This is a genomic window from Terrabacter sp. MAHUQ-38, assembly GCF_014518425.1.
In the GTDB taxonomy this organism is placed as follows: domain Bacteria; phylum Actinomycetota; class Actinomycetes; order Actinomycetales; family Dermatophilaceae; genus Terrabacter.
The window spans coordinates 481,709-501,151 of sequence record NZ_JACVCU010000005.1; the positions used below are offsets into that span (position 1 = coordinate 481,709).

The following is a 19,443-nucleotide window of genomic DNA, read 5'->3' on the forward strand; positions in this document are numbered from 1 at the left end:
CGCGTACCGGCGGAGGGAGTCGCGCCGGCAGGGACACATCGTAAGCACGGCTTGCTGTGCGCCGCGGGCGGTCCGGGCACCCTGCCCAGGTCGCTGGGGCGCGGGACAGGACGGGTCAGGCGTCGATGCGCTCGCGGTCGACCTCGGCCGCGGACTCGATGATGAAGTCCTTGCGAGGTGCGACCTCGTTGCCCATGAGCAGCTCGAAGACGCGCTCGGCCGCCTCGAGATCGCGCATCGTCACCTTGCGCAAGGTGCGGTGACGGGGGTCCATCGTCGTGTCGGCGAGCTGGTCGGCGTCCATCTCACCGAGGCCCTTGTAGCGCTGCATCGGCTGCTTGATCTTCTTGCCGGACTTCTCGATCCGGGTCACGGTGCGGCGCATCTCGAGCTCGTTGTAGGTGTAGATGAGCTCGTTCTTCTTGGCGCCCGCGTTGATCACCTCGAGGCGGTGCAGCGGCGGCATGGCCGCGTAGACACGTCCGGCGTCGACGAGGGGACGCATGTAGCGGAAGAACAGCGTCAGCAGCAGGGTGCGGATGTGGGCGCCGTCGACGTCGGCGTCGGTCATGATGATGACCTTGCCGTAGCGGGCGGCCGACAGGTCGAAGCTGCGGCCCGACCCCGCGCCGATCACCTGGATGATCGAGGCGCACTCGGCGTTCTTGAGCATGTCGGAGACCGACGCCTTCTGGACGTTGAGGATCTTGCCGCGGATCGGCAGCAGGGCCTGGAACTCGGAGTTGCGGGCCTCCTTGGCGGTACCCATGGCCGAGTCGCCCTCGACGATGAACAGCTCCGAGCGGTCGACGTCGGTGGTGCGGCAGTCGCGCAGCTTCGAGGGCAGGGTCGAGCTCTCGAGGGCGTTCTTGCGGCGCTGCGTCTCCTTGTGCAGCCGCGCGCTGATGCGCGACTTCATCTCCGAGACGACCTTCTCGAGGAGCAGGGCGGCCTGGGCCTTGTCGCCGCGCTTCGTCGACGTGAGGCGGTCGGTGAGCTCCTTCTCGACGACGCGCGCGACGATGGCACGGACCGCGTTGGTGCCGAGGACCTCCTTGGTCTGCCCCTCGAACTGCGGCTCGGCGAGGCGCACCGTGACGACGGCTGTCATCCCGGCGAGCACGTCGTCCTTCTCCGGCTTGTCGTTGCCGACCTTGAGGCGCCGCGCGTTGACCTCGAGCTGCTTGCGGAACACCTTGAGCAGCGACTGCTCGAAGCCGGCGACGTGCGTGCCGCCCTTGGGCGTCGTGATGATGTTGACGAAGGACTGGACCCTCGTGTCGTAGCCCTGGCCCCAGCGCAGCGCCACCTCGACGGCGCACTCGCGCTCGAGCTCGGTCGGCGTCATGTGGCCGTTGACGTCGAGGACCGGGACGGTCTCGGTGAACGTGCCCGAGCCCTCGAGCCGCCACACGTCGGTGATCGGGGTGTCGGGTGCGAGGAACTCGACGAAGTCGGTGATGCCGCCCTCGTGCTGGAAGACCTCCTCGATGGGGCCCTCCTCGCCGGGGGTCCCCTTGAGGCGGCGCTCGTCGCGGATGACGAGTCGCAGCCCGGGCACGAGGAACGACGTCTGGCGCGCGCGCCCGAGGATCGCGTCGTAGTCGAGCTCGGCGTCCTTGATGAAGATCTGGCGGTCGGGCCAGAAGCGCACGCGAGAGCCCGTCACACCCCGCCTGGCCTTGCCCACGACCGGGAGCGCGCTCTTCTTCTCGTAGGGCGTGAACGGGGCCTCGGGCGAGTGCACGGCCCCCTTCGCGTCGGTGAAGGTGCCGGGCTCGCCGCGACGGAAGCTCATGCCGTACGTCTTGCCGACGCGGTCGACCTCGACGTCGAGCCGGGAGGAGAGGGCGTTGACGACGGAGGCGCCGACGCCGTGGAGGCCGCCCGTGGCGGCGTACGACGCGCCGCCGAACTTGCCACCGGCGTGCAGCTTGGTGAAGACGACCTCGACGCCGGAGAGCCCCGTGCGCGGCTCGATGTCCACGGGGATGCCGCGACCGTTGTCACGCACCTCGATGGACCCGTCGGAACCGAGGATCACCTGGATGTCGGTGCACACGCCCGCCAGGGCCTCGTCGACGGCGTTGTCGATGATCTCCCAGAGGCAGTGCATGAGACCGCGCTGGTCGGTCGAGCCGATGTACATGCCGGGACGCTTGCGCACGGCCTCGAGGCCCTCGAGGACCTGGAGGTGGCGCGCGGTGTAGTCGCCGTTGCCGGAGGGAGCGGGACGGGAGGCGGAGGCCACGGTGTGTCGATCTCTTTCGGTCGGTGAGCGGCCAGCGGTCGGGCTGTGGGGGCTGGCAGGGGAAGCCTAGCCACCCGCGCCGACGGCTCTCGGGAGGCTCGCTGGACCCAGGGTGACGCAGGTCACCGGCCGGCAGCGGCGACGAGGACCGGTGCCCACCCAAGCCGCTCGAACCGTCGCAAAGCGACCCGTCGCAATCCGTATCGCCCGCCGGCGGCGAATCACTGACACGTAACGATGTTGCTGCGCAGGGTGTCTCATCTTCCGAGCCTGACCTTCGGGAAGGATTCCACGTGATTCACTGTTGGAACAGCCGCGAAGCAAGGCCGGTGCACCGAATGGACCGTTCGAGCGTCGTAGGTACATGACAGGGTTTCCCTTACGGGGACCCCCGAGGGAGGAAAGAGGCGAAATGACGATGACGACAGCACTGGCACCCGAACTGACCGCTGCTGACCGCTGCGACCGATGTGGGGCTCAGGCCTACATCCGCGCCCGCCTCGTTTCCGGCGGAGAGCTGCTCTTCTGCGCTCACCACGGTCGGGAGCACCTCCCGGCCCTGAAGGTCAAGGCGATCGACATCCGCGACGAGACGGAACGGCTCAACGAGATCCCGGTCTCGGCGCCCGTGGACGAGCGCTGACCCAGCAGACGACTTCCGACCCGGCCCTTTCCTGACCTCGACCCAGACCCCGTACGCCGCCGACGGCCACCGTGATCACCGCGACGAACGTCATCGTCCTGCTCGCGATGCTCCTGGGAACCGTCGGCATCGTCGTCCCGGTGCTTCCGGGACTGTTGGTGGTCTGGGGTGCGACGCTCGTGTGGGCGTTCGAACGTCAGGACGGGCCGGGTTGGCTCGTCTTCGGCGTTGCGACGGTGCTGTATGCCGTGGGCTTCGTGTCGCAGTACCTCGTCCCCGGGCGTCGGATGAGGTCCGCGGGGGTCCAGGGTGGCGTCGTCGCGGTCGCCCTCGCGGTCGCGGTCGTCGGCTTCTTCGTCGTCCCCGTGGTCGGTGCGCCCCTCGGCTTCGTCCTCGCCGTCTACCTGATCGAGCGGGTCAAGCACCGCGAGCACGTCGCGGCCCGGCGGGCGACGCTCGAGGCGGTCCGGGCCGTGGCCCTCAACATCGGCATCGAGCTGGCGACGGCGTTCGCGATCATCGCGACCTGGGCGGCAGCGGTCTACCTGACCCGCCCCTGACCTGACCGGCGCGCGACGGGCGAGACCGTTCGCGGCGCCGCACGAGAAGGACCCCGACGAATCCGTCGGGGTCCTCGTTCGTCTGGGGTGCTCACCACTGGTCGCGGCGGCGCTTCTCCCAGCGTTCCTCGAGGCGTTCCATGAACGTGCCCTGGCGCGCAGTGCCGGCCTTGGCCTTGCCGGCGCGCGGCTTCGGCGTGCCGTCGGCGTCGACGGCGGCGAGCTTCGTCTTGGAGGGCGTGATCGCGTAGACGATGCCGGCGACCATGATCGCGAAACCGACCGCACCCAGCCAGATGACGCTGCTCATGGCCGAGAAGATGACGAGCCCGAGTCCGGCGACGCCTGCGATGACCCCCGCGACGACACGCCCACGCCCCACTCCACGCGAGTTGGTCTTCTGGATCCGCGACGCGAATCGCGGGTCCTCGGCGTAGAGGGCTTCCTCCATCTGCTGGAGGAGGGCCTCCTCGTGTTCCGAGAGTGCCACTCGGCACCTCCCTGTGCGATCTCGACTGTGCCCGAATCGTATGTCGGAAACGGCCGACACGGACTTCTTTCCTTCAGGATAAGTCGCGCCGCTCCCGTTGGGAACCCGAGGGTCGGTCAGGCATGAGGCTGGCAGGTCGCACCGAGCCGGCACCGAACCTCGCACTCGCCCGGTCGACCGCGCGGTCGGCCTCACGCCACCCGTGTTCGGGCTCGTCGAGGGTCGCCTGGATGGGGGCGACGGCCGACGGGACGAGGCCCTCGAGGCGCACTCCGACGAGCCGGATGCGGGCCCGCTGCAGGCCGAGGCGGTCGTAGAGCTCGCGCGCGGTCGCGAAGATGTCGCGCGAGACGTCGGTGTGGTGGCGCAGGGTCTTGGCGCGGGTGATCGTCGTGAAGTCGGCGAACCGGACCTTGATCGACACGGTGCGGCCCATCATCCCGGCGGACCGGGCCCGTGCCGCCGTGCGGTCGGACAGGCGCAGCAGCTCGCGGTGGATCCGCACGGGGTCGTCGATGTCGTGGGCGAAGGTCTCGTCGGCACCGATCGACTTCTCGCGCCGCTCGGGAACGACGGAGCGAGGGTCGCGTCCCCACGCGAGGTCGTGCAGGCTGCGGCCGGCGACGTCACCGAGAGCGCGCTGGAGCGTCTCGACCGGGGTGTGGGCGAGGTCGGCGACGGTGCGCAGGCCGAGCCGGTGCAGGTGCTCCTCGGTCTTGTCACCGACGCCCCAGATCGCACCGACGGGCAGCTGGTGCAGGAAGGAGACGACCTCGTCGCGCGGCACGACGATGAGTCCGTCGGGCTTGGCCAGGTTGGAGGCGAGCTTGGCCACGAACTTCGTCGAGGCGACGCCCACCGAGCACGTGATGCCCTGCTCGTCGGCGATGGTGTCGCGCAGCTGCTCCGCGATGTGCGTGGGACGGCCGAGGCGGCGTACGGCCCCGGAGACGTCGAGGAACGCCTCGTCGAGCGAGAGCGGTTCGACGCTGTCGGTGATCGTGGCGAAGGTCGCCATGACGGCCTCGGAGATGGCGGCGTAGCGGCGGTGGTCGGGCTCGATGATGACGGCCTGGGGGCAGAGCCGCTGGGCGCGCGCCATCGGCATGGCCGAGGTGACGCCGAACGCGCGCGCCTCGTAGGTCGCCGAGAGCACCACCGAGCGGCCGCCCGCTCCGCCGATGATGACGGGCTTGCCGCGCAGGTCGGGACGCGAGATGAGCGACGCGGACGCGTAGAAGGCGTCCATGTCTACGTGCAGCACGGTGCACCCGGTGTCGTCGGGTGGCTCGGCGCTCCCTCGCGTCGGGGCGGTGAACTGGCGGCGGCTCACGGCCGGGCCCCCACGGAGGAGCCCGCCCGGAGACCGGCGACGAGGTCAGTCGCGACGGGCGACGACGTGCAGGGCATTGCCGAGCGTCCGGAGGAACTCGCGGCCGGGACCGGAGACGAGCAGGTCGTCGAGCTCGGCCAGGGCGAGACGGTCGGCCTCCGAGTCGATGAGCGAGGCGGGCACGAGATGACCGAAGATGTTCGTGCCACGCACGCGGACGTCGGTGAAGCCGGCGTCGGCGAGCAGGGACTCGAGCTGCTCGACGTCGAAGCGGCGCGGCAGCGGGTCGGTGCTCCCCCATCGCCCGGACGGGTCGACGAGGGCGGTTCGGGCTTGCGTGAACTCACCGGCGATCGCCTTGGCGAAGACGACGGAGAGCCGGCCGGAGACGAGGAGCGAGAGGACGCCGCCCTCGCCGAGGGCGTTCGCGATGGCGCGGAGCGTCGCCGCGGGGTCGTCGACGAACTCGAGGGTGCCGTGGCAGCACGCCAGGTCGACGTGGCGTCCGGCGAGGAGTGCATCGAGCGAGTCACCGTCGCCCTGCACCCCGGTGACACGGTCGACGATGCCGGCCTCGCGGGCACGGCGGGCGAGCGCCGCGAGGGCGTCGGGGCTGGGATCGACCACGGTGACCCGGTGACCGGCCTCGGCGAGCGGGACGGCGACACCGCCGGTGCCTCCCCCGAGGTCGAGCACCTCGAGGGGACGGCCGAGGCGGGCCCCGCACTCGTCGGCGATGCGACCCACCGCTGAGACCACGGCCGACGGTCGCACCCCTCCACGTCGCTGGGGTCGCTGCTCGTCAGGCACGGGGTCCTCCGTCTGGGAACGTGGTTCGCGTGGTTGCGCATGTGGTTCGTGTGCGTCCTCACCCTAGTGCCCCGAGCTTCCCGGGCTCGCGTGCCACAGCTTGCGTGGCGGACCGCCCACCGTGTCGTTGGGGATGAGTCCGCTCGTCGCGCGCGGCCCCCTCACGTCGTCACCGGCCGGCTTGATGTCGGCGTACGGGGACTGCTTGAAGCCGGACGCGTGGACGAGCACGCGCCGGCCGTCGGGCCCCTCGCCCACTCCGGGCATCGCGCCGTCGGGGCGGGCGAGCGCGGAGGCGCGTTCCCACGCGGCCCGATCGGCGGCGTCGAGCGCGTCGCTCACGGCGTTGATGCCACCGGAGGTCCACGCCTCCTGGAGCGCACTCAGCTCCCACGCGCCGGTGGCGCGGATGGACACGCCTCGGGGACCGGTGCGACGGACCAGCCCACGGCAGAGCAGCAGCCACGAGTGGAAGACGGTGGCGGCATACGGCCCCTGGACGTCCTCGAAGAAGGTGAGGTCGGCCGGTCCGGTGGCGTCGTCGAGCGTCAGGAAGACGACGCGGTGGCCGCTGCGGATGGGTGGGGTCTGGGTGGCGACCTTGACCCCGGCGACCCAGACCTCGCGTCCGCTGCGGCCCGAGAGGAGGTCGCGCGCCCGGGTCACGCCGAGCGCGTCGAGGAGCGGGGCGTAGAAGTCGACGACGTGACCGCTCGCGTCGAGTCCGAGCACCTCGAGCTCTGCTCGGACCCGCTCGGGCCCGGTCATCTCGGGCAGCCCGCTCGTCGCCGACAGCCGGGGCGTGTCGCCGAGGTCGAGGGTCAGCTGGGTCGCGACGTGCTCGGGAGCCCCGGCGGAGGCCTGTGACTGCGCGGCGGCGAGGGCGCGGATGTCGCCGGTCGCCGACACCGACGTGACTCGCCCTCGCGACGAAGCCGACCCGGACGAGCGGCTCGCCGCCGAGACGCGCTGGGACGACCGGCGCGACGACCGCTGCGACGCCGACCAGCGGTCGAGCTCGGCGACGTGGAGCAGCAGGTCGCGTCGGGTGACCCGTCCGCGACGGCCGAGGCCGTTGCGTGACCGCCCCACGACCCCCGTGCCGCTCTCGTCGAGACGGGACGGGCCACCCAGGTCGATGTCGTGGAGGGAGTCGAACCCACCTGCGAGCACGAGCTTCTCGGCGACCGGCCGGGACACGTGGGCGCGCTGCCAGAAGTCGGAGAGGCTGGAGTACGGCTGACCGGCCACGATCTGTGCGACCTCGGCCTCGCTGATGCCGTGGACGTCGGCGAGCGAGAGCCGGATCGCCTCGGTGCCGTCCTCGGTGCGCTCGAAGCGGTAGGTGCCGGTGGAGACGTTGACGTCGAGCCCGAGGACGGCGATGCCGAAGGTGCGGGCGTCGTCGAGGATGAGCCGCTTGGGGTACATGCCGGGGTCGTGCGTCAGCACCCCGGCGAGGAAGGCCGCCGGGTGGTGCGCCTTGAGCCAGGCCGACTGGTAGGTCGGCAGCGCGAACGCGGCCGCGTGCGCCTTGCAGAAGCCGAACGACGCGAAGGCCTTGAGGACGTCCCAGATCTTGTCGGCGACATCGGGGGCGTAGCCACGGTCACGTGCCGCGCGCCGCCACCAGTGCTCGATCTGCCGCTGCCCGTCGGGCGTGCCGAGCGCGCGGCGCACCTCGTCGGCCTGCGCGAGGGTCACGCCGGTCGTCTCGGCGACGATCATGAGCACCTGCTCGTGGAAGACGACGACACCCTCGGTCTCCTCGAGCGCCGGGACGAGCGTCGGGTGCAGGTAGGAGGGGTCCTTCCAGCCCTGCCTCGCGTTGAGGAACGGGATGATCATGTCGCTCTTGACGGGGCCGGGCCGGAAGAGCGAGATGTCGATGATGAGGTCCTCGAAGGTGCGCGGCCCGAACTTGCCGATGAGCTCGCGCTGCCCCGGGCTCTCGATCTGGAAGCATCCGAGCGTCTTCGTCGAGCGGACCAGCTCGAAGGTCGGCTCGTCGTCGAAGGGCACCTGGGTCTCGTCGTCGAGGTCGATGCACACGCCATCGACGCGTTCGACCTCGTCGATCGCGTGCGCCATCGCCGACTGCATGCGGATGCCGAGGACGTCGAGCTTGAGCAGTCCCATCTCCTCGACGTCGTCCTTGTCGAACTGGCTCATCGGGAAGCCGAGCCAGCTCGCCTCGACGGGCGTGCGGTCGAGCAGGACGGAGTCGGACAGCACGACGCCGCAGGGGTGCAGCGCGATGTGCCGGGGCAGCCCGTCGAGCCGCTCGACGATGTCGAACATCAGCTGCAGGCGCGGCACGTCGAGGCCGCTCGCGCGCAGCTCGGGAAGCTCGGCCAGGGCGCTGCGCACATTGCGGGCAGCGATGTGCGGGAAGGCCTTGGCCATCGCGTCGATCTCTGGTGGCGGCAACCCGAGCGCCGCGCCGGCATCGCGGATCGCGTGGCGCACCCGGTAGGTGTCCATCATCGAGACGCACGTGACCCGCTCGCCACCGAAGTGGTCGAGGATGCGTTCGTAGATCTCGGTGCGGCGGGCCGACTCGACGTCGATGTCGATGTCGGGCAGCTCGGCGCGCAGCGGTGAGCAGAACCGCTCCATGAGCAGCCCGTGGCGCATCGGGTCGACACCGGAGATGCCGAGGAGGTAGTTGACGAGCGAGCCCGCCCCCGAGCCGCGGGCCGCGACCCGCACCCCCATCTCGCGGATGAGGTCGCAGACCTGCGCGACGGTGAGGAAGTACGTCGCGTAGCCGAGCGTCTCGATGACGCCGAGCTCGTCCTCGAGCCGGTCGCTGACGGCACCGAGCTCGCTGCCGGTGCGGCCCGGGTATCGGGTCGGGATCGACTCGCGGCACCGGCGCGCGAGGACGTGGTGCGGATTGGTGCCGGGCCGGATGCCGAGCACGCCGGGCTCGGGCAGGTGCACCGAGCCGATGCCGAGGTCGGCGCGCGGGTCCTGGATGCACTCGGTCGCAAGGGCCGTGGTGCGGGCGAGCAGCTCACGCGCCTGCTCGCGGGCGAGCGGCCCGCCGCCGACGAGGCCGGGACCCGAGACCTGCACGACGTCGAGCGCGAGCGCGTGCATGAGCGGAGTGGGCGAGAGGTGCCCGGCCGTCGTGACGCGGTCGAGGTGGCGCTCGTCGAGCGCGACGAGCCGGCGCGCCGCGTCGAGGACGTCGATGACCGCGGCGTCCTGCGGGTCGACGTGGCGCACCGCGGCGGTGATGATGCTCGGCACGCCGACCTCCCGCGCAAGGGCGAGCATGCGCCCGGCCTGCCCCAGGCTGCCGGGAAGGTGCTCGGGCCCGCCGTGGCAGACGACCTCGACGACGACACCCCCGCGCGGGAGCAGCGCGACCCAACGCTCGAGCGCGGCCCGCGCCCGGTCGCGCCGCTTGGCGAGGACGGCGCGGCCGACATCGGAGTCGGGTCCGAGGAGAACGACGAGCCGGGCGGGCCCGGCTTCGCTGCCCGAGCTGCCCGAGCTGCCCGAGCTGCCCGTCGAACCCTCGGGAGCCGGGTCGGTGCGCGGGCGCGCGTGCTCCGCGACGAGGCTCGCGGTCGTGACGGGGTTGCCGCGCTCGCCACGCAGGTGGGTCGCGGTGACGAGACGGCAGAGCGCAGCCCACCCCTCACCGGGGGCCAGGGCCAGGTCGGCGGTGCTGCCGCGAGCCAGCACGGTGACGCGCGGCAGCCGCGGGTCGACGAGCGCGCCTCCGCGCACCGGGGTGCGCAGGCGCCCCCGGGGTCGTTCGGGGTGCTCGGGGCCGAGGGCGAGATCGACGCCGAGGACCGGGGCGACGTCGTGCTCCATGCAGGACCGGACGAACTTCACTGCGCCGTAGAGCCCGTCGCGGTCGGTGAGGGCGAGCGCGGGCTGTCCGAAGGCTGCCGCCCGTTCGACGAGCTGGTGAGGCTTGGCCGTGCCGTAGCGCATGGAGTATCCGGACGCGACGTGCAGGTGCACGAAGCCCTCGCCGCCATGGGTGGAAGAAGGAGTCGCCATAACTGCTCAGCCCCCGCTCGCCCGGCTCCTCGAGACAGGGGTGATCGACTGCGGCAGCGGGATCGTCAGCGGCACGCCGAGCTGGTCCTGGACGATCTCGAGGAACATCTCAGCCTGGCGCAGCAGGTCGTCGGCCTCGCGGGCGCTGATGTGGCCGCCCCGGTCGACGACTGACCTGTGGGCCGAGCACGCCGCGAAGAAGGCAGCCCACTCCCCCAGCTCGGGCGCGACCCCGGGGAGCACCTGCCAGACGCTGCGCGGCCGTGAGCGCGGGGACGGGACGGTGCGAGCGGCGACGAGGGCCGCAGCAGCCCTCAGGGCACCGAGGTGGGCGTCGCGGTAGCGCTCCGAGGCGTCACTCGTGCGGCACGCGGTCTCGAGCGTGGCGCGCCCACGCTCGAGCAGGTCGAGCACGGCGACCGAAACAGGTGGACGACGCAGGTGGGCGGCGGTCACGGTGGTCTCCTCTCTTCTCCGGTGTCAGTCGGCTACCCGCACGAGCGACCACCGGTCGCCGCGTGGGGACTCGTCGTGGGCGAGGTCGTAGACCCCGGGCGCGAAGGACCACCCCGGGCTCGCCTCGACCCTCCAGACGTGCTGCTCGCTCGCGGCCGCGACGAGCGTCTCGCCTGGGCGCACCTGCGCCTCGTCGGCGTCGAGCGCGTCGTGCCACCAGGCCCGCCGTTCGCGCCACTGGGCGAGGATGCCGCGCACGACGTAGAGCCGGCCGCGCCAGATGAACGCCTCGGGCGGCGGCCCGGCAGCGGACTGCTCCCTCTCCCGCACTCTCACCTGCACGGAATCACTGAACCTACGCACCACGACACGTCTCCCTCGGACACGTCGAGGCCGGACATCACGACCCAGACCACCCGCGCCCCACACGAGCAGCCCGACACCAACCGACGACTGGGCTGAACTGAACCAACATTCGAACATTTGTTCGATCCCCAAAGCCTAACCCCTGCCGCCGACAGCCTGTCAAGACGTCCGGGACCGACCTGACGGCCACCCGTTCCGTGCCAGGTTCCGGTGAACCTGAGTACCGGTGCTCAGGCCTGTCCCCGTAGCCCTCGGCAGAGTTGGGCTGCGGGTTCGGTCCGCGAACGGAGGGGTGCAGGGGTCCCGTCCGCTCACGGATCGGACCCGTTCCGCTGCCGTGAGGCGTCCGGGAGCACCTGGCGCGCCCCGTTGCACCACCCCCGGGAATGCGGGAGCGTCAGAAGCGTTGGACCTGTGCTCGGCCGTCCGGCCGGCAGCAGACGCACCGGCGCACCCGCGACCGGCGCGCGACCGAAGGAGTGTCGTGGGCGCCGAGCTCATCCCCATGGCCTTCACCACTGGGTGGGGCAGCGGAATCAACGCGTACGCGGTCGTGCTCGTCCTCGGGTTGGCCGACAAGATCTTCGCCCTCGGTCAGGTCCCCGACGCCCTGGCGCGCACCGACGTGCTCGTCGGGGCCGGGATCCTCTTCGCGATCGAGATGCTCGCCGACAAGATCCCCTACATCGACTCGGTGTGGGACTCCGTCCACACCGTCGTGCGGCCGGCCGTGGGCGCCACGATCGGCTACCTCATCGGCCACGAGACGGCGAGCCTCGACGCCGCCATCGGAGCGGCCACGGGTGGTGTCACCGCCCTCATCTCGCACGGCATCAAGGCCGGGATCCGCGCAGCGGTCAACACCTCGCCGGAACCCGCGAGCAACGTCCTCGTCAGCACGACCGAGGACGTCACCGTCACGGGCGTCACGGCATTGGCCATCGCGCATCCCTGGTGGGCCGCGACGATCGCGCTGCTGCTGCTCGCGCTCGGCGCCTTCCTCGTCTACAAGCTGGCGAGCCGCATCCGGCGCTACAAGCGGCGCTACGACGCCTGGGGTGAACGCGTGGGCATCGCCGCGCCGTCCGACCGTCGCGGTCTCGACCCGTCTGCCGCCCCACCACCCCCGCCCCGGTCCCCCACGTCCCCTCCCTCCCGGACCGACGAACGGCTCGAGCGACCCTTCGACCAGGAGACCTGACCCGGTCGTCCGGTCCCCTCAGCGCCCTCTCACAGGTCGAGGACCGTCTCGAGCCGATGCGCTCCGACGAGAAGCTGCTCACGGGCGACACCGCCGCCAAGGTGACGGCAGCCGCCAGGGCCAAGGAGCCGACCGCGACGATCGAGCGCGTCGAGACCGACGCTGACGGCGTCTACGAGGCGCACGTGGTGCGCGCCGACGGCACGCACATCACCGTCCAGGTCCATGCGTGGTTCACCGTGACGGCGGTGCAGGAGGACGGTCAGGGCGGTCAGGCGGACGTGGCGGATCGGACGGCCCCGGCGGCCGCGGCGAGGCGCCCACCTCCCCCAGCGGTGCGACGACGGCCGCGCCGTCCACCTGACCGGTACCGCCGCCCGACGGGACGGCCGACCCTTCTGTGGGGGCCGGCCGTTCACGGCCGTCCACCGTCGGACGGGTCAGAGGTTGCCGAAGACCTCGAGCGTCGCCGACGAGCGGTTCATCGTGATGAAGTGGATGCCCGGCGCGCCCTCGTCGAGCAGCCGGCGCGAGGACTCCGTCGCGATCGCCATGCCCTCGGCGCGCACACCGGCGGCGTCGTCGCCGTGACGCTCGAGCCGGTCGGTGACCGCCGTCGGCATCGGCTGGCCGGCGAGCTCGGCCATGCGCACGACCTGGCGGACGTTGGTGATCGGCATGATCGCGGGCACGACCGGCAGTGAGGAACCGCGGCGGGCGAGCTCGTCGCGCAGCCGCAGGTAGTTGTCGACGTCGAAGACCATCTGTGTGATCGCGAACTGCGCGCCCGCCCGCTCCTTGCGGATGAGCGTCTCGGCGTCCTCGCTGATGTCGCCGGACTCCGGATGCCCATCGGGGAAGGCGGCGACACCGACGGTGAAGTCACCGAGCCCTCGCACGAGCGAGACGAGCTCATCGGCGTGGTTGAGCCCCTCCGGGTGCGCCACCCACGGCTGGCCGAGGCCGCCTTGCGGGTCACCGCGCAGGGCCAGGATGTTGCGCACCCCGGCGGCGGCGTACGACCCGACGATGCTGCGCAGCTCTGCCATGGAGTGCCCGACGCAGGTCAGGTGCGCCATCGGGGTCAACGAGGTGGCCTCGAGCACGCGCTGGGTCAGGCGCACGGTGCGGTCGCGGGTGCCGCCCCCGGCGCCGTAGGTGATCGACACGAAGCTCGGTGAGACCTTCTCGAGGCGGCGGATGGCGTCCCAGAGCTGCGCCTCGGACGCGTCGTCCTTGGGCGGGAAGAACTCGAAGCTGAAGGTGGGGGTGTCGGCCTCGATCATCGCGGGGATGGACCGGGTGAACCGCTCCGCCCGAGCCATGGAGGATGCCGTGCCGTGTGCCATGTGCGACACCCTAGGCGGAGCGCGTTCGTGGTGTGTGGGCTGTTCACGGGGCGACCGGCCCGCCGCGTAGGCTGACCACGATTCCCGCGACTCGATGGAGGACCCCGTGCAGACCCCCACCGACCTCGACGTCCTGCGCCGTCGGGTTCAGCAGGCGATCGACGGGCAGATCGCCGGGGCCACGCAGTCGCTCGCCGTGATCGGCGACGAGACGGCGCCTCTCGTCTCGGCGGTGTCAGGCCTGCTGTCGGGCGGCAAGGGACTGCGGGCCGGCTTCCTCTACTGGGGCTACCGCGCCGCCGGGGGCGCCGACTCCGACGCGCTCGTGCGGCTCGCGGCGAGCATGGAGTTCTTCCAGGGGGCGGCCCTGCTCCACGACGACGTCATGGACCGCAGCGACACGCGCAGGGGTATGCCGTCCGCGCACCGGGCGGTTGCCGCCCTGCACCGGGCGCGTGGCTGGGCGGGCGACGCCGACCGGTTCGGCGAGGGCACGGCCATCCTGGCGGGCGACCTGTGCCTGACGTGGTGCGACGAGCTGTACGCGACGTGCGGGCTGCCCGCCGAGGAGCTCGCACGCGGCCGCCGTCTCTTCGACACGATGCGCACGCAGCTGATGGGCGGGCAGTTCCTGGACCTGCTCGAGTCAGCCCGCGGCTGGGACGGCCTCGACCTCGACGCCCGGATCGCCTCGGCCCGCAAGGTCATCCGCTTCAAGAGCGCGAAGTACACCATCGAGCACCCGCTCCTCATCGGCGCGCGGGTCGGGGGCACGCCCGAGGACTCCCTCGCTCCCCTGTCCGACTACGGCCTGGCGCTCGGCGAGGCCTTCCAGCTGCGCGACGACCTGCTCGGTGTCTTCGGCGACCCGGAGGCCACGGGCAAGCCGGCTGGCGACGACCTGCGCGAGGGCAAGCGCACCGTGTTGGTGGCGCATGCCCTCGATGCCGCGTCCCATGCCGACCGCGAGACGGTCGAGGGCCTGCTCGGCCGGGACGACCTCGACCTGGCAGGGGTCGAGGCCATCAGGGGCGTCCTCGTCGACACCGGCGCCGTCGAGCGCGTCGAGGGGCTCATCGGCGACCTGGCTGACGACGCCCGCAAGGCCGTCGGACGCGCCCGCGAGTCAGGCGCGTACGACGCGTCGGCGCTCGACGTCCTCGAAGCACTCGTCGCCGTCTCGACTGCTCGCCACACCTGACCCGCACCCGCGGCGCCGGGCGCTCACGACGTCAGAAGGCGAGCTCCTGGGCGCGGCGCCTGATCTCCGTCTTGTGGCCGGCGCGCAGGGAGTCGATCGGTGCGCCCTCGACCGGGAGGCTCGGGTCGGGCGTGAAGAGCCACTCGATGATCTCGTCGTCGTCGAGGCCGCCGTCGGCCAGCACCGTGAAGGTGCCGCGCAGCTCGGGGCGCGGCCCGGTGTCGTCGAGGAACTTCGCGGGGATGGCCGTGACGCGGCGCTCGCCGACGCGCGCGGAGAGCAGCTCGCGATCGGAGACGAGCTGGCGCACACGCGACAGCGGCACGCCGAGACGCTCGGCGACGTCGGGGATGGTCAGCCACTCGCCCACGAGCGACTCGAGGTCGCGGGCTGGGGACTCGTCGGTGTCGGGCACGGGGTTGTCGCTCACGGGCAAGAGTCTGCCACCGCCGGGCCGCCGGGTGGGCACCCGCCCGCCCGGCCCGGCGGCAGCTCCTTCGAGGGACAATTATGGGCAAATTACACCAATGTACTTTTACTTTAGTGCTCAATTATGCGCTATCGTCACAGGCGCCACTTGGCTCACATCCGTCACACCGCTCCACGAGCACGCCTTCGCTCGACCGACCCCTTCCGAACGCCCCTCCACGCTCACGAACTCAGCACCCCGGGCTCCAGGAAAGGACTCCATCACATGCCCTTCGCCGACGTCGCCGCCCTCGCGCTGCCCGCCCACGCTGCCGTGGCCCCCGTGGCCGCGACCCCGTGGAAGACCGTCACGGTCCGCCCGGGCGACACCCTCTGGCACCTCGCCATCGCCAACCACACGACGGTCCAGGCGCTGGTGGAGAAGAACCGGCTCAGCCGTGGTGGCGCCCTGATCCACGCGGGGCAGAAGCTCCTCGTCCCCGGCCGCGCGTCGACCGCGCCCAAGCCGGGCAACCCCGCCAGACGGGCCCCCAGCACTCCGGCGAAGCCGTCGGCCGACGACACGGTCCACGTCGTGCGCGCCGGAGAGACGATGAGTGGCATCGCCCAGCGCCACGGCGTCTCGCTCACCAAGCTGCTGGCCGCGAACAAGCTGCGCAACGCCGCCCTCATCTTCGTCGGCCAGAAGATCATCGTCCCGGGCACGGCCTCCGCTCCCAAGCCGTCGACGCCGACCCCGAGCAGCACTCCCCCGTCCGGATACGAGTACCCCAACAAGACCGCTCAGGCCGTGGCCGAGAGCAAGGCCAGGCTTGCCGCGATGGACGTGCCGAGCCGCAGCGAGACGGCGGCGATGATCCGCGCGACGGCGAGGCGCCAGGGCGTCGACCCGAAGCTCGCGCTCGCGATCGGCTGGCTCGAGTCGGGCTGGCACCAGCGGGCCGTCTCCTACACGAACGCCGTCGGCGTCATGCAGATCATGCCGATCTCGCAGACGTGGGCCTCGCAGCTCGCGGGCCGGTCGCTGGACCGCTACGACACCCAGGACAACATCACCTCCGGTGTGCTCATCCTCCGGGCCCTGCAGGCCGGCGCGGAGTCGCGCGAACAGGCCATCGCCGCCTACTACCAGGGCCTCTACTCGGTGCGCTCGAAGGGCCTGTACGAGGACACGAAGCGCTACGTGGCCAACGTCCAGGCGGTCTACGACCGCCTCTGAGGGGGACGCCCCCGCCGCCGAAGGGCGCGGGGACAGGACGCGGACGGGCACTCGGTGGCCTCGACGGAGCGTGCCCACGGGGCGGGCAGCGCGCTGTCGTCGACCCGTCACCGAACCGCCCGTCCGCGGCTGGCCTGCACGGGATGGACCTGATCTGCCCGTAAACTTTCCTCCGTGACGTCCAGCGTGGCGGACGCCCTCGTCGGTCGCGTGATCGACGGTCGGTACCGCATCCTCTCCCACCTCGCTGACGGAGGCATGGCCTCTGTCTACGTGGCGCTGGACGGACGCCTCGACCGCGAGGTGGCTCTCAAGATCATGCGTCCGGGCCTCGCGGCCGACGACGTCTTCGTCGACCGGTTCCGCGCCGAGGCCCGCTCCGCCGCGCGGCTCAGCCACCCCAACGTCGTGGCCGTCTTCGACCAGGGTGAGGACGACGGCGAGGTCTTCCTCGCCATGGAGCTCGTCGAGGGCAAGACGCTGCGCGACGTCATCCACGAGGAGGCGCCGCTCACCGCACGCGAGGCGCTCGCCATCCTGGAGCCCATCCTGCTCGCACTGCGGGCCGCCCACCTCGCCGGCATGATCCACCGCGACGTCAAGCCCGAGAACGTCATCGTGCGCCGCGACGGCGAGGTCAAGGTCGCCGACTTCGGGCTCGCCCGGGCGATCACGAACCAGACCGCGACCAGCCAGACCGGCGTGCTGCTCGGCACCGTCTCCTACCTCTCCCCCGAGCAGGTCGAGCGCGGCGTCGCCGACCCGCGCAGCGACGTGTACGCGGCGGGCCTGCTCCTGTTCGAGATGCTCACCGGGCGCAAGGCCGTCACCGGTGGCACCCCGATCCAGATCGCGTACAACCACGTCCACGGTTCCATCCCGAAACCGTCGACGGTGGTGGCTACCGTGCCCGCCGACCTCGACGACGTCGTCGCCCGCGCCACCGCGGTCGAGCCCGACGACCGCTTCGACTCCGCGACGGAGTTCGTGGCCGCGCTTCGGACGGTGCGCCGCGGCCTGACGCCGGCCGACCTCGACCGGCGTGGCGACGCCGCCCCGCCGGACCCCCGGGCGACCTCCGTGCTCGCGCCCGTCTCCCGCACGAATGCAGACGTCCCGGCCGACCACGACGCACGCGGCACCCCCCGCACGTCGGACGCCGCCGGCGCGACGGAGCGCGACCGCACGCGCCCCACCGAGCTCGGCCGCGCCCCGCTCGCCGGACTCCCCGTCCACGAGGACGGGCCCACCATCGAGCGCACGACGGCCATGCCGATCGACCGGCGCCGGCCGCGCACGGCCCGACGGTGGCCGCTGTGGCTCGCCGCCGCCCTGCTCGTCGTCGGCGGAGGCGTCGGCGGTTGGTGGTTCACCGCGGGTCCCGGAGGCTCGACACTCGTGCCCGCCGTCGTCGGTCAGCAGGTGTCGCAGGCGCAGGACGCCCTCCGGCAGGTGTCGCTGAGGAGCGACATAGCCAGGGAGTTCTCCGAGACCAGGGCCGAGGGCACCGTGCTTCGCGTCGAGCCCGGTCCCGGCAGCGAGCTCGGCAAGCAGTCCATCGTGCGGCTCGTCGTCTCCAAGGGCAAGGAGCGGTATGCCGTCCCGCAGCTCGTCGGCTCGAAGCTCGGCAGGGCCGGTCCGGTTCTGTCACCGCTGACGCTCCGGCTCGGCGACACCACCGAGGAGTGGAGCGAGACGGTGCGCGAGGGCGTCGTCATCTCGCAGAGCCCGCCTGCGGGCGAGTCGGTGCGCCGCAACACCACCGTCTCGGTCGTCGTGTCCAAGGGGCGCGAGCCGATCGAGGTACCCAAGGTCACCGGGGCTGCCTTCGACGCGGCGTCAGCCGCGATCACGAAGGCCGGCCTCAAGGTCGAGCGCGGCGAGGACGTCAACAGTGACACCGTCCCCGCCGGATCGGTCGTCTCGCAGAGCCCCGACAAGGGCAGGCTCCACCGCGGCGACCCAGTGACGCTCATCGTGTCCAAGGGCCCCGTCATGGTCCAGGTCCCCAACGTCGTCGACCAGCAGGACGCCGCCGCCGAGAAGACCCTGACCGACCTGGGCTTCAAGGTCGACAAGCAGTATCCCTTCGGCGACCTGTTCGAGCGGAAGGTGCGAGCGCAGGACGTCACGCCCGGCACGTCCGTGCCCAAGGGCAGCACGATCACGCTGACGATCGTCTGAGGCCTCGGTGACCCCTGCGGCGCGAACGCGTCTGGCCACCCTGCTGCTCGTCGCCCTGACGGCGGTCTGGGGTTCGACGTTCTTCCTCATCCGCGACCTGGTCGAGACCGTCCCCCCGGTCGACTTCCTCGCGGTCCGCTTCACGCTGTCCGCCGTCATCATGCTCGCCGTCTTCTGGCGTCCGGTGCGGTCCCTGAGCCGCCGTCAGGTGCTCGCCGGCGTCGGGCTCGGCGCCCTCTACGGACTCGCGCAGATCTTGCAGACCCAGGGTCTGGCGACGACACCCGCCTCGGTGTCAGGGTTCATCACCGGCTCGTACGTCGTCCTGACGCCGGTCTTCACGGCACTGCTCCTCCGTGAAAGGGTCGCCGGATCGACGTGGGCCGCAGTCGGACTCGCGACCGCCGGACTCGCGCTCCTGTCGCTCAACGGCTTCTCGATCGGCGTCGGTGAGGCGATCACCCTCCTCGCCGCCGCCCTCTACGCCCTCCACATCGTCGGTCTCGGTCGCTACAGCGCCTCCGAGATCGCGACCGGGCTGTCGGTCGTGCAGATGGTCGTCATCGCCGTGCTGTGTGTCGTCGGGGCCCTGCCCGACGGGATCGTCCTCCCGGGCACGGCGACCCACTGGGCGTCGGTGCTCTACATGGTGGTCTTCGCGAGCATCCTGGCACTGTGGGTCCAGACGTGGGCGCAGGCCCACATGCCCGCGACGCGCGCCGCGATCGTCATGACGCTCGAACCGGTCTTCGCCGCCTTCTTCGCCGTGACGCTCGGCGACGAGGCTGCGACCCTGCGGATGCTCGCCGGAGGAGCCCTGGTCCTCACCGCGATGTATGCCGTCGAGCTTCTCGCGCGTCGACGCCCGGGTGAGCTCCCGGCGGAGGTCCTCCACCACGAGGTCTGACCCACCGACCCCGGCACG

General features: G+C 71.6%; 17 protein-coding genes. 7 read left to right on the top strand and 10 right to left on the bottom strand.

What is annotated here, in order from left to right; genetic code table 11:
• Nucleotides 1-115: 115 nt before the first annotated feature.
• A complete protein-coding gene (locus tag H9I49_RS20255) occupies nt 116-2,251 on the bottom strand; it encodes a DNA topoisomerase IV subunit B (RefSeq protein WP_188032172.1) in 2,136 nt (711 codons plus the stop codon).
• Between the two features lie 418 nt (nt 2,252-2,669).
• Between H9I49_RS20255 and H9I49_RS20260 the strand changes: the two genes are divergently transcribed.
• Nucleotides 2,670-2,894 (top strand): hypothetical protein, encoded by a 225-nt coding sequence (locus H9I49_RS20260; RefSeq protein WP_188032268.1) that lies wholly within the window; start codon nt 2,670-2,672, stop codon nt 2,892-2,894.
• 71 nt (nt 2,895-2,965) lie between these two features.
• A complete protein-coding gene (locus H9I49_RS20265) occupies nt 2,966-3,454 on the top strand; it encodes a DUF456 domain-containing protein (protein ID WP_188032173.1) in 489 nt (162 codons plus the stop codon).
• Between the two features lie 91 nt (nt 3,455-3,545).
• On the opposite strand, the gene H9I49_RS20270 is transcribed toward H9I49_RS20265, so the two are convergent.
• From H9I49_RS20270 to H9I49_RS20295, 6 genes are all read right to left on the bottom strand, one after another.
• Nucleotides 3,546-3,944 (bottom strand): DUF3040 domain-containing protein, encoded by a 399-nt coding sequence (locus H9I49_RS20270; RefSeq protein ID WP_188032174.1) that lies wholly within the window; start codon nt 3,942-3,944, stop codon nt 3,546-3,548.
• A gap of 73 nt (nt 3,945-4,017) precedes the next feature.
• The gene (gene dinB, locus H9I49_RS20275; protein ID WP_188032175.1) at nt 4,018-5,277 is read right to left on the bottom strand and encodes a DNA polymerase IV; all 1,260 of its coding nucleotides are present in this window, start codon (nt 5,275-5,277) and stop codon (nt 4,018-4,020) included.
• Nucleotides 5,278-5,322: 45 nt separating this feature from the next.
• Nucleotides 5,323-6,087, bottom strand: coding sequence for a methyltransferase domain-containing protein (locus tag H9I49_RS20280; RefSeq protein ID WP_188032176.1), 765 nt, complete (start codon nt 6,085-6,087; stop codon nt 5,323-5,325).
• Between the two features lie 63 nt (nt 6,088-6,150).
• Entirely contained in the window at nt 6,151-10,113 is a 3,963-nt protein-coding gene (locus tag H9I49_RS20285; protein ID WP_188032177.1) for a DNA polymerase III subunit alpha, read from the bottom strand.
• Nucleotides 10,114-10,119: 6 nt separating this feature from the next.
• Nucleotides 10,120-10,569, bottom strand: coding sequence for an SAV_6107 family HEPN domain-containing protein (locus tag H9I49_RS20290; protein WP_188032178.1), 450 nt, complete (start codon nt 10,567-10,569; stop codon nt 10,120-10,122).
• A gap of 24 nt (nt 10,570-10,593) precedes the next feature.
• A complete protein-coding gene (locus H9I49_RS20295) occupies nt 10,594-10,935 on the bottom strand; it encodes a DUF6504 family protein (RefSeq protein ID WP_188032179.1) in 342 nt (113 codons plus the stop codon).
• A gap of 484 nt (nt 10,936-11,419) precedes the next feature.
• Between H9I49_RS20295 and H9I49_RS20300 the strand changes: the two genes are divergently transcribed.
• Nucleotides 11,420-12,136: a DUF4126 domain-containing protein gene (locus H9I49_RS20300; RefSeq protein WP_188032180.1), complete on the top strand. Its 717-nt coding sequence runs from the start codon at nt 11,420-11,422 to the stop codon at nt 12,134-12,136.
• 29 nt (nt 12,137-12,165) lie between these two features.
• On the opposite strand, the gene H9I49_RS20305 is transcribed toward H9I49_RS20300, so the two are convergent.
• Together H9I49_RS20305 and metF are read right to left on the bottom strand one after the other, a co-directional pair.
• Nucleotides 12,166-12,363, bottom strand: coding sequence for a hypothetical protein (locus H9I49_RS20305; RefSeq protein ID WP_188032181.1), 198 nt, complete (start codon nt 12,361-12,363; stop codon nt 12,166-12,168).
• Between the two features lie 213 nt (nt 12,364-12,576).
• Complete coding sequence (gene metF / locus H9I49_RS20310; protein ID WP_188032182.1) at nt 12,577-13,485, bottom strand: methylenetetrahydrofolate reductase [NAD(P)H]; 909 nt, start codon at nt 13,483-13,485, stop codon at nt 12,577-12,579.
• Between the two features lie 94 nt (nt 13,486-13,579).
• Here metF and H9I49_RS20315 point away from each other — a divergent pair, with 94 nt between their 5' ends.
• The gene (locus tag H9I49_RS20315; RefSeq protein WP_188032183.1) at nt 13,580-14,686 is read left to right on the top strand and encodes a polyprenyl synthetase family protein; all 1,107 of its coding nucleotides are present in this window, start codon (nt 13,580-13,582) and stop codon (nt 14,684-14,686) included.
• Between the two features lie 31 nt (nt 14,687-14,717).
• Here H9I49_RS20315 and H9I49_RS20320 read toward each other — a convergent pair whose 3' ends face one another.
• Nucleotides 14,718-15,116 (bottom strand): helix-turn-helix domain-containing protein, encoded by a 399-nt coding sequence (locus H9I49_RS20320; RefSeq protein ID WP_188032184.1) that lies wholly within the window; start codon nt 15,114-15,116, stop codon nt 14,718-14,720.
• A gap of 264 nt (nt 15,117-15,380) precedes the next feature.
• On the opposite strand from H9I49_RS20320, the gene H9I49_RS20325 reads away from it, so the two are divergent.
• The 3 genes from H9I49_RS20325 to H9I49_RS20335 all read left to right on the top strand — a co-directional run bounded on the left by H9I49_RS20325 (nt 15,381) and on the right by H9I49_RS20335 (nt 19,425).
• A complete protein-coding gene (locus tag H9I49_RS20325) occupies nt 15,381-16,334 on the top strand; it encodes a LysM peptidoglycan-binding domain-containing protein (RefSeq protein ID WP_188032185.1) in 954 nt (317 codons plus the stop codon).
• A gap of 174 nt (nt 16,335-16,508) precedes the next feature.
• On the top strand, nt 16,509-18,518 hold the full coding sequence (gene pknB, locus H9I49_RS20330) for a Stk1 family PASTA domain-containing Ser/Thr kinase (RefSeq protein WP_370587675.1): 2,010 nt from the start codon (nt 16,509-16,511) through the stop codon (nt 18,516-18,518).
• A gap of 7 nt (nt 18,519-18,525) precedes the next feature.
• Nucleotides 18,526-19,425: a DMT family transporter gene (locus H9I49_RS20335; protein WP_188032186.1), complete on the top strand. Its 900-nt coding sequence runs from the start codon at nt 18,526-18,528 to the stop codon at nt 19,423-19,425.
• The last annotated feature ends 18 nt before the right edge of the window (nt 19,426-19,443 follow it).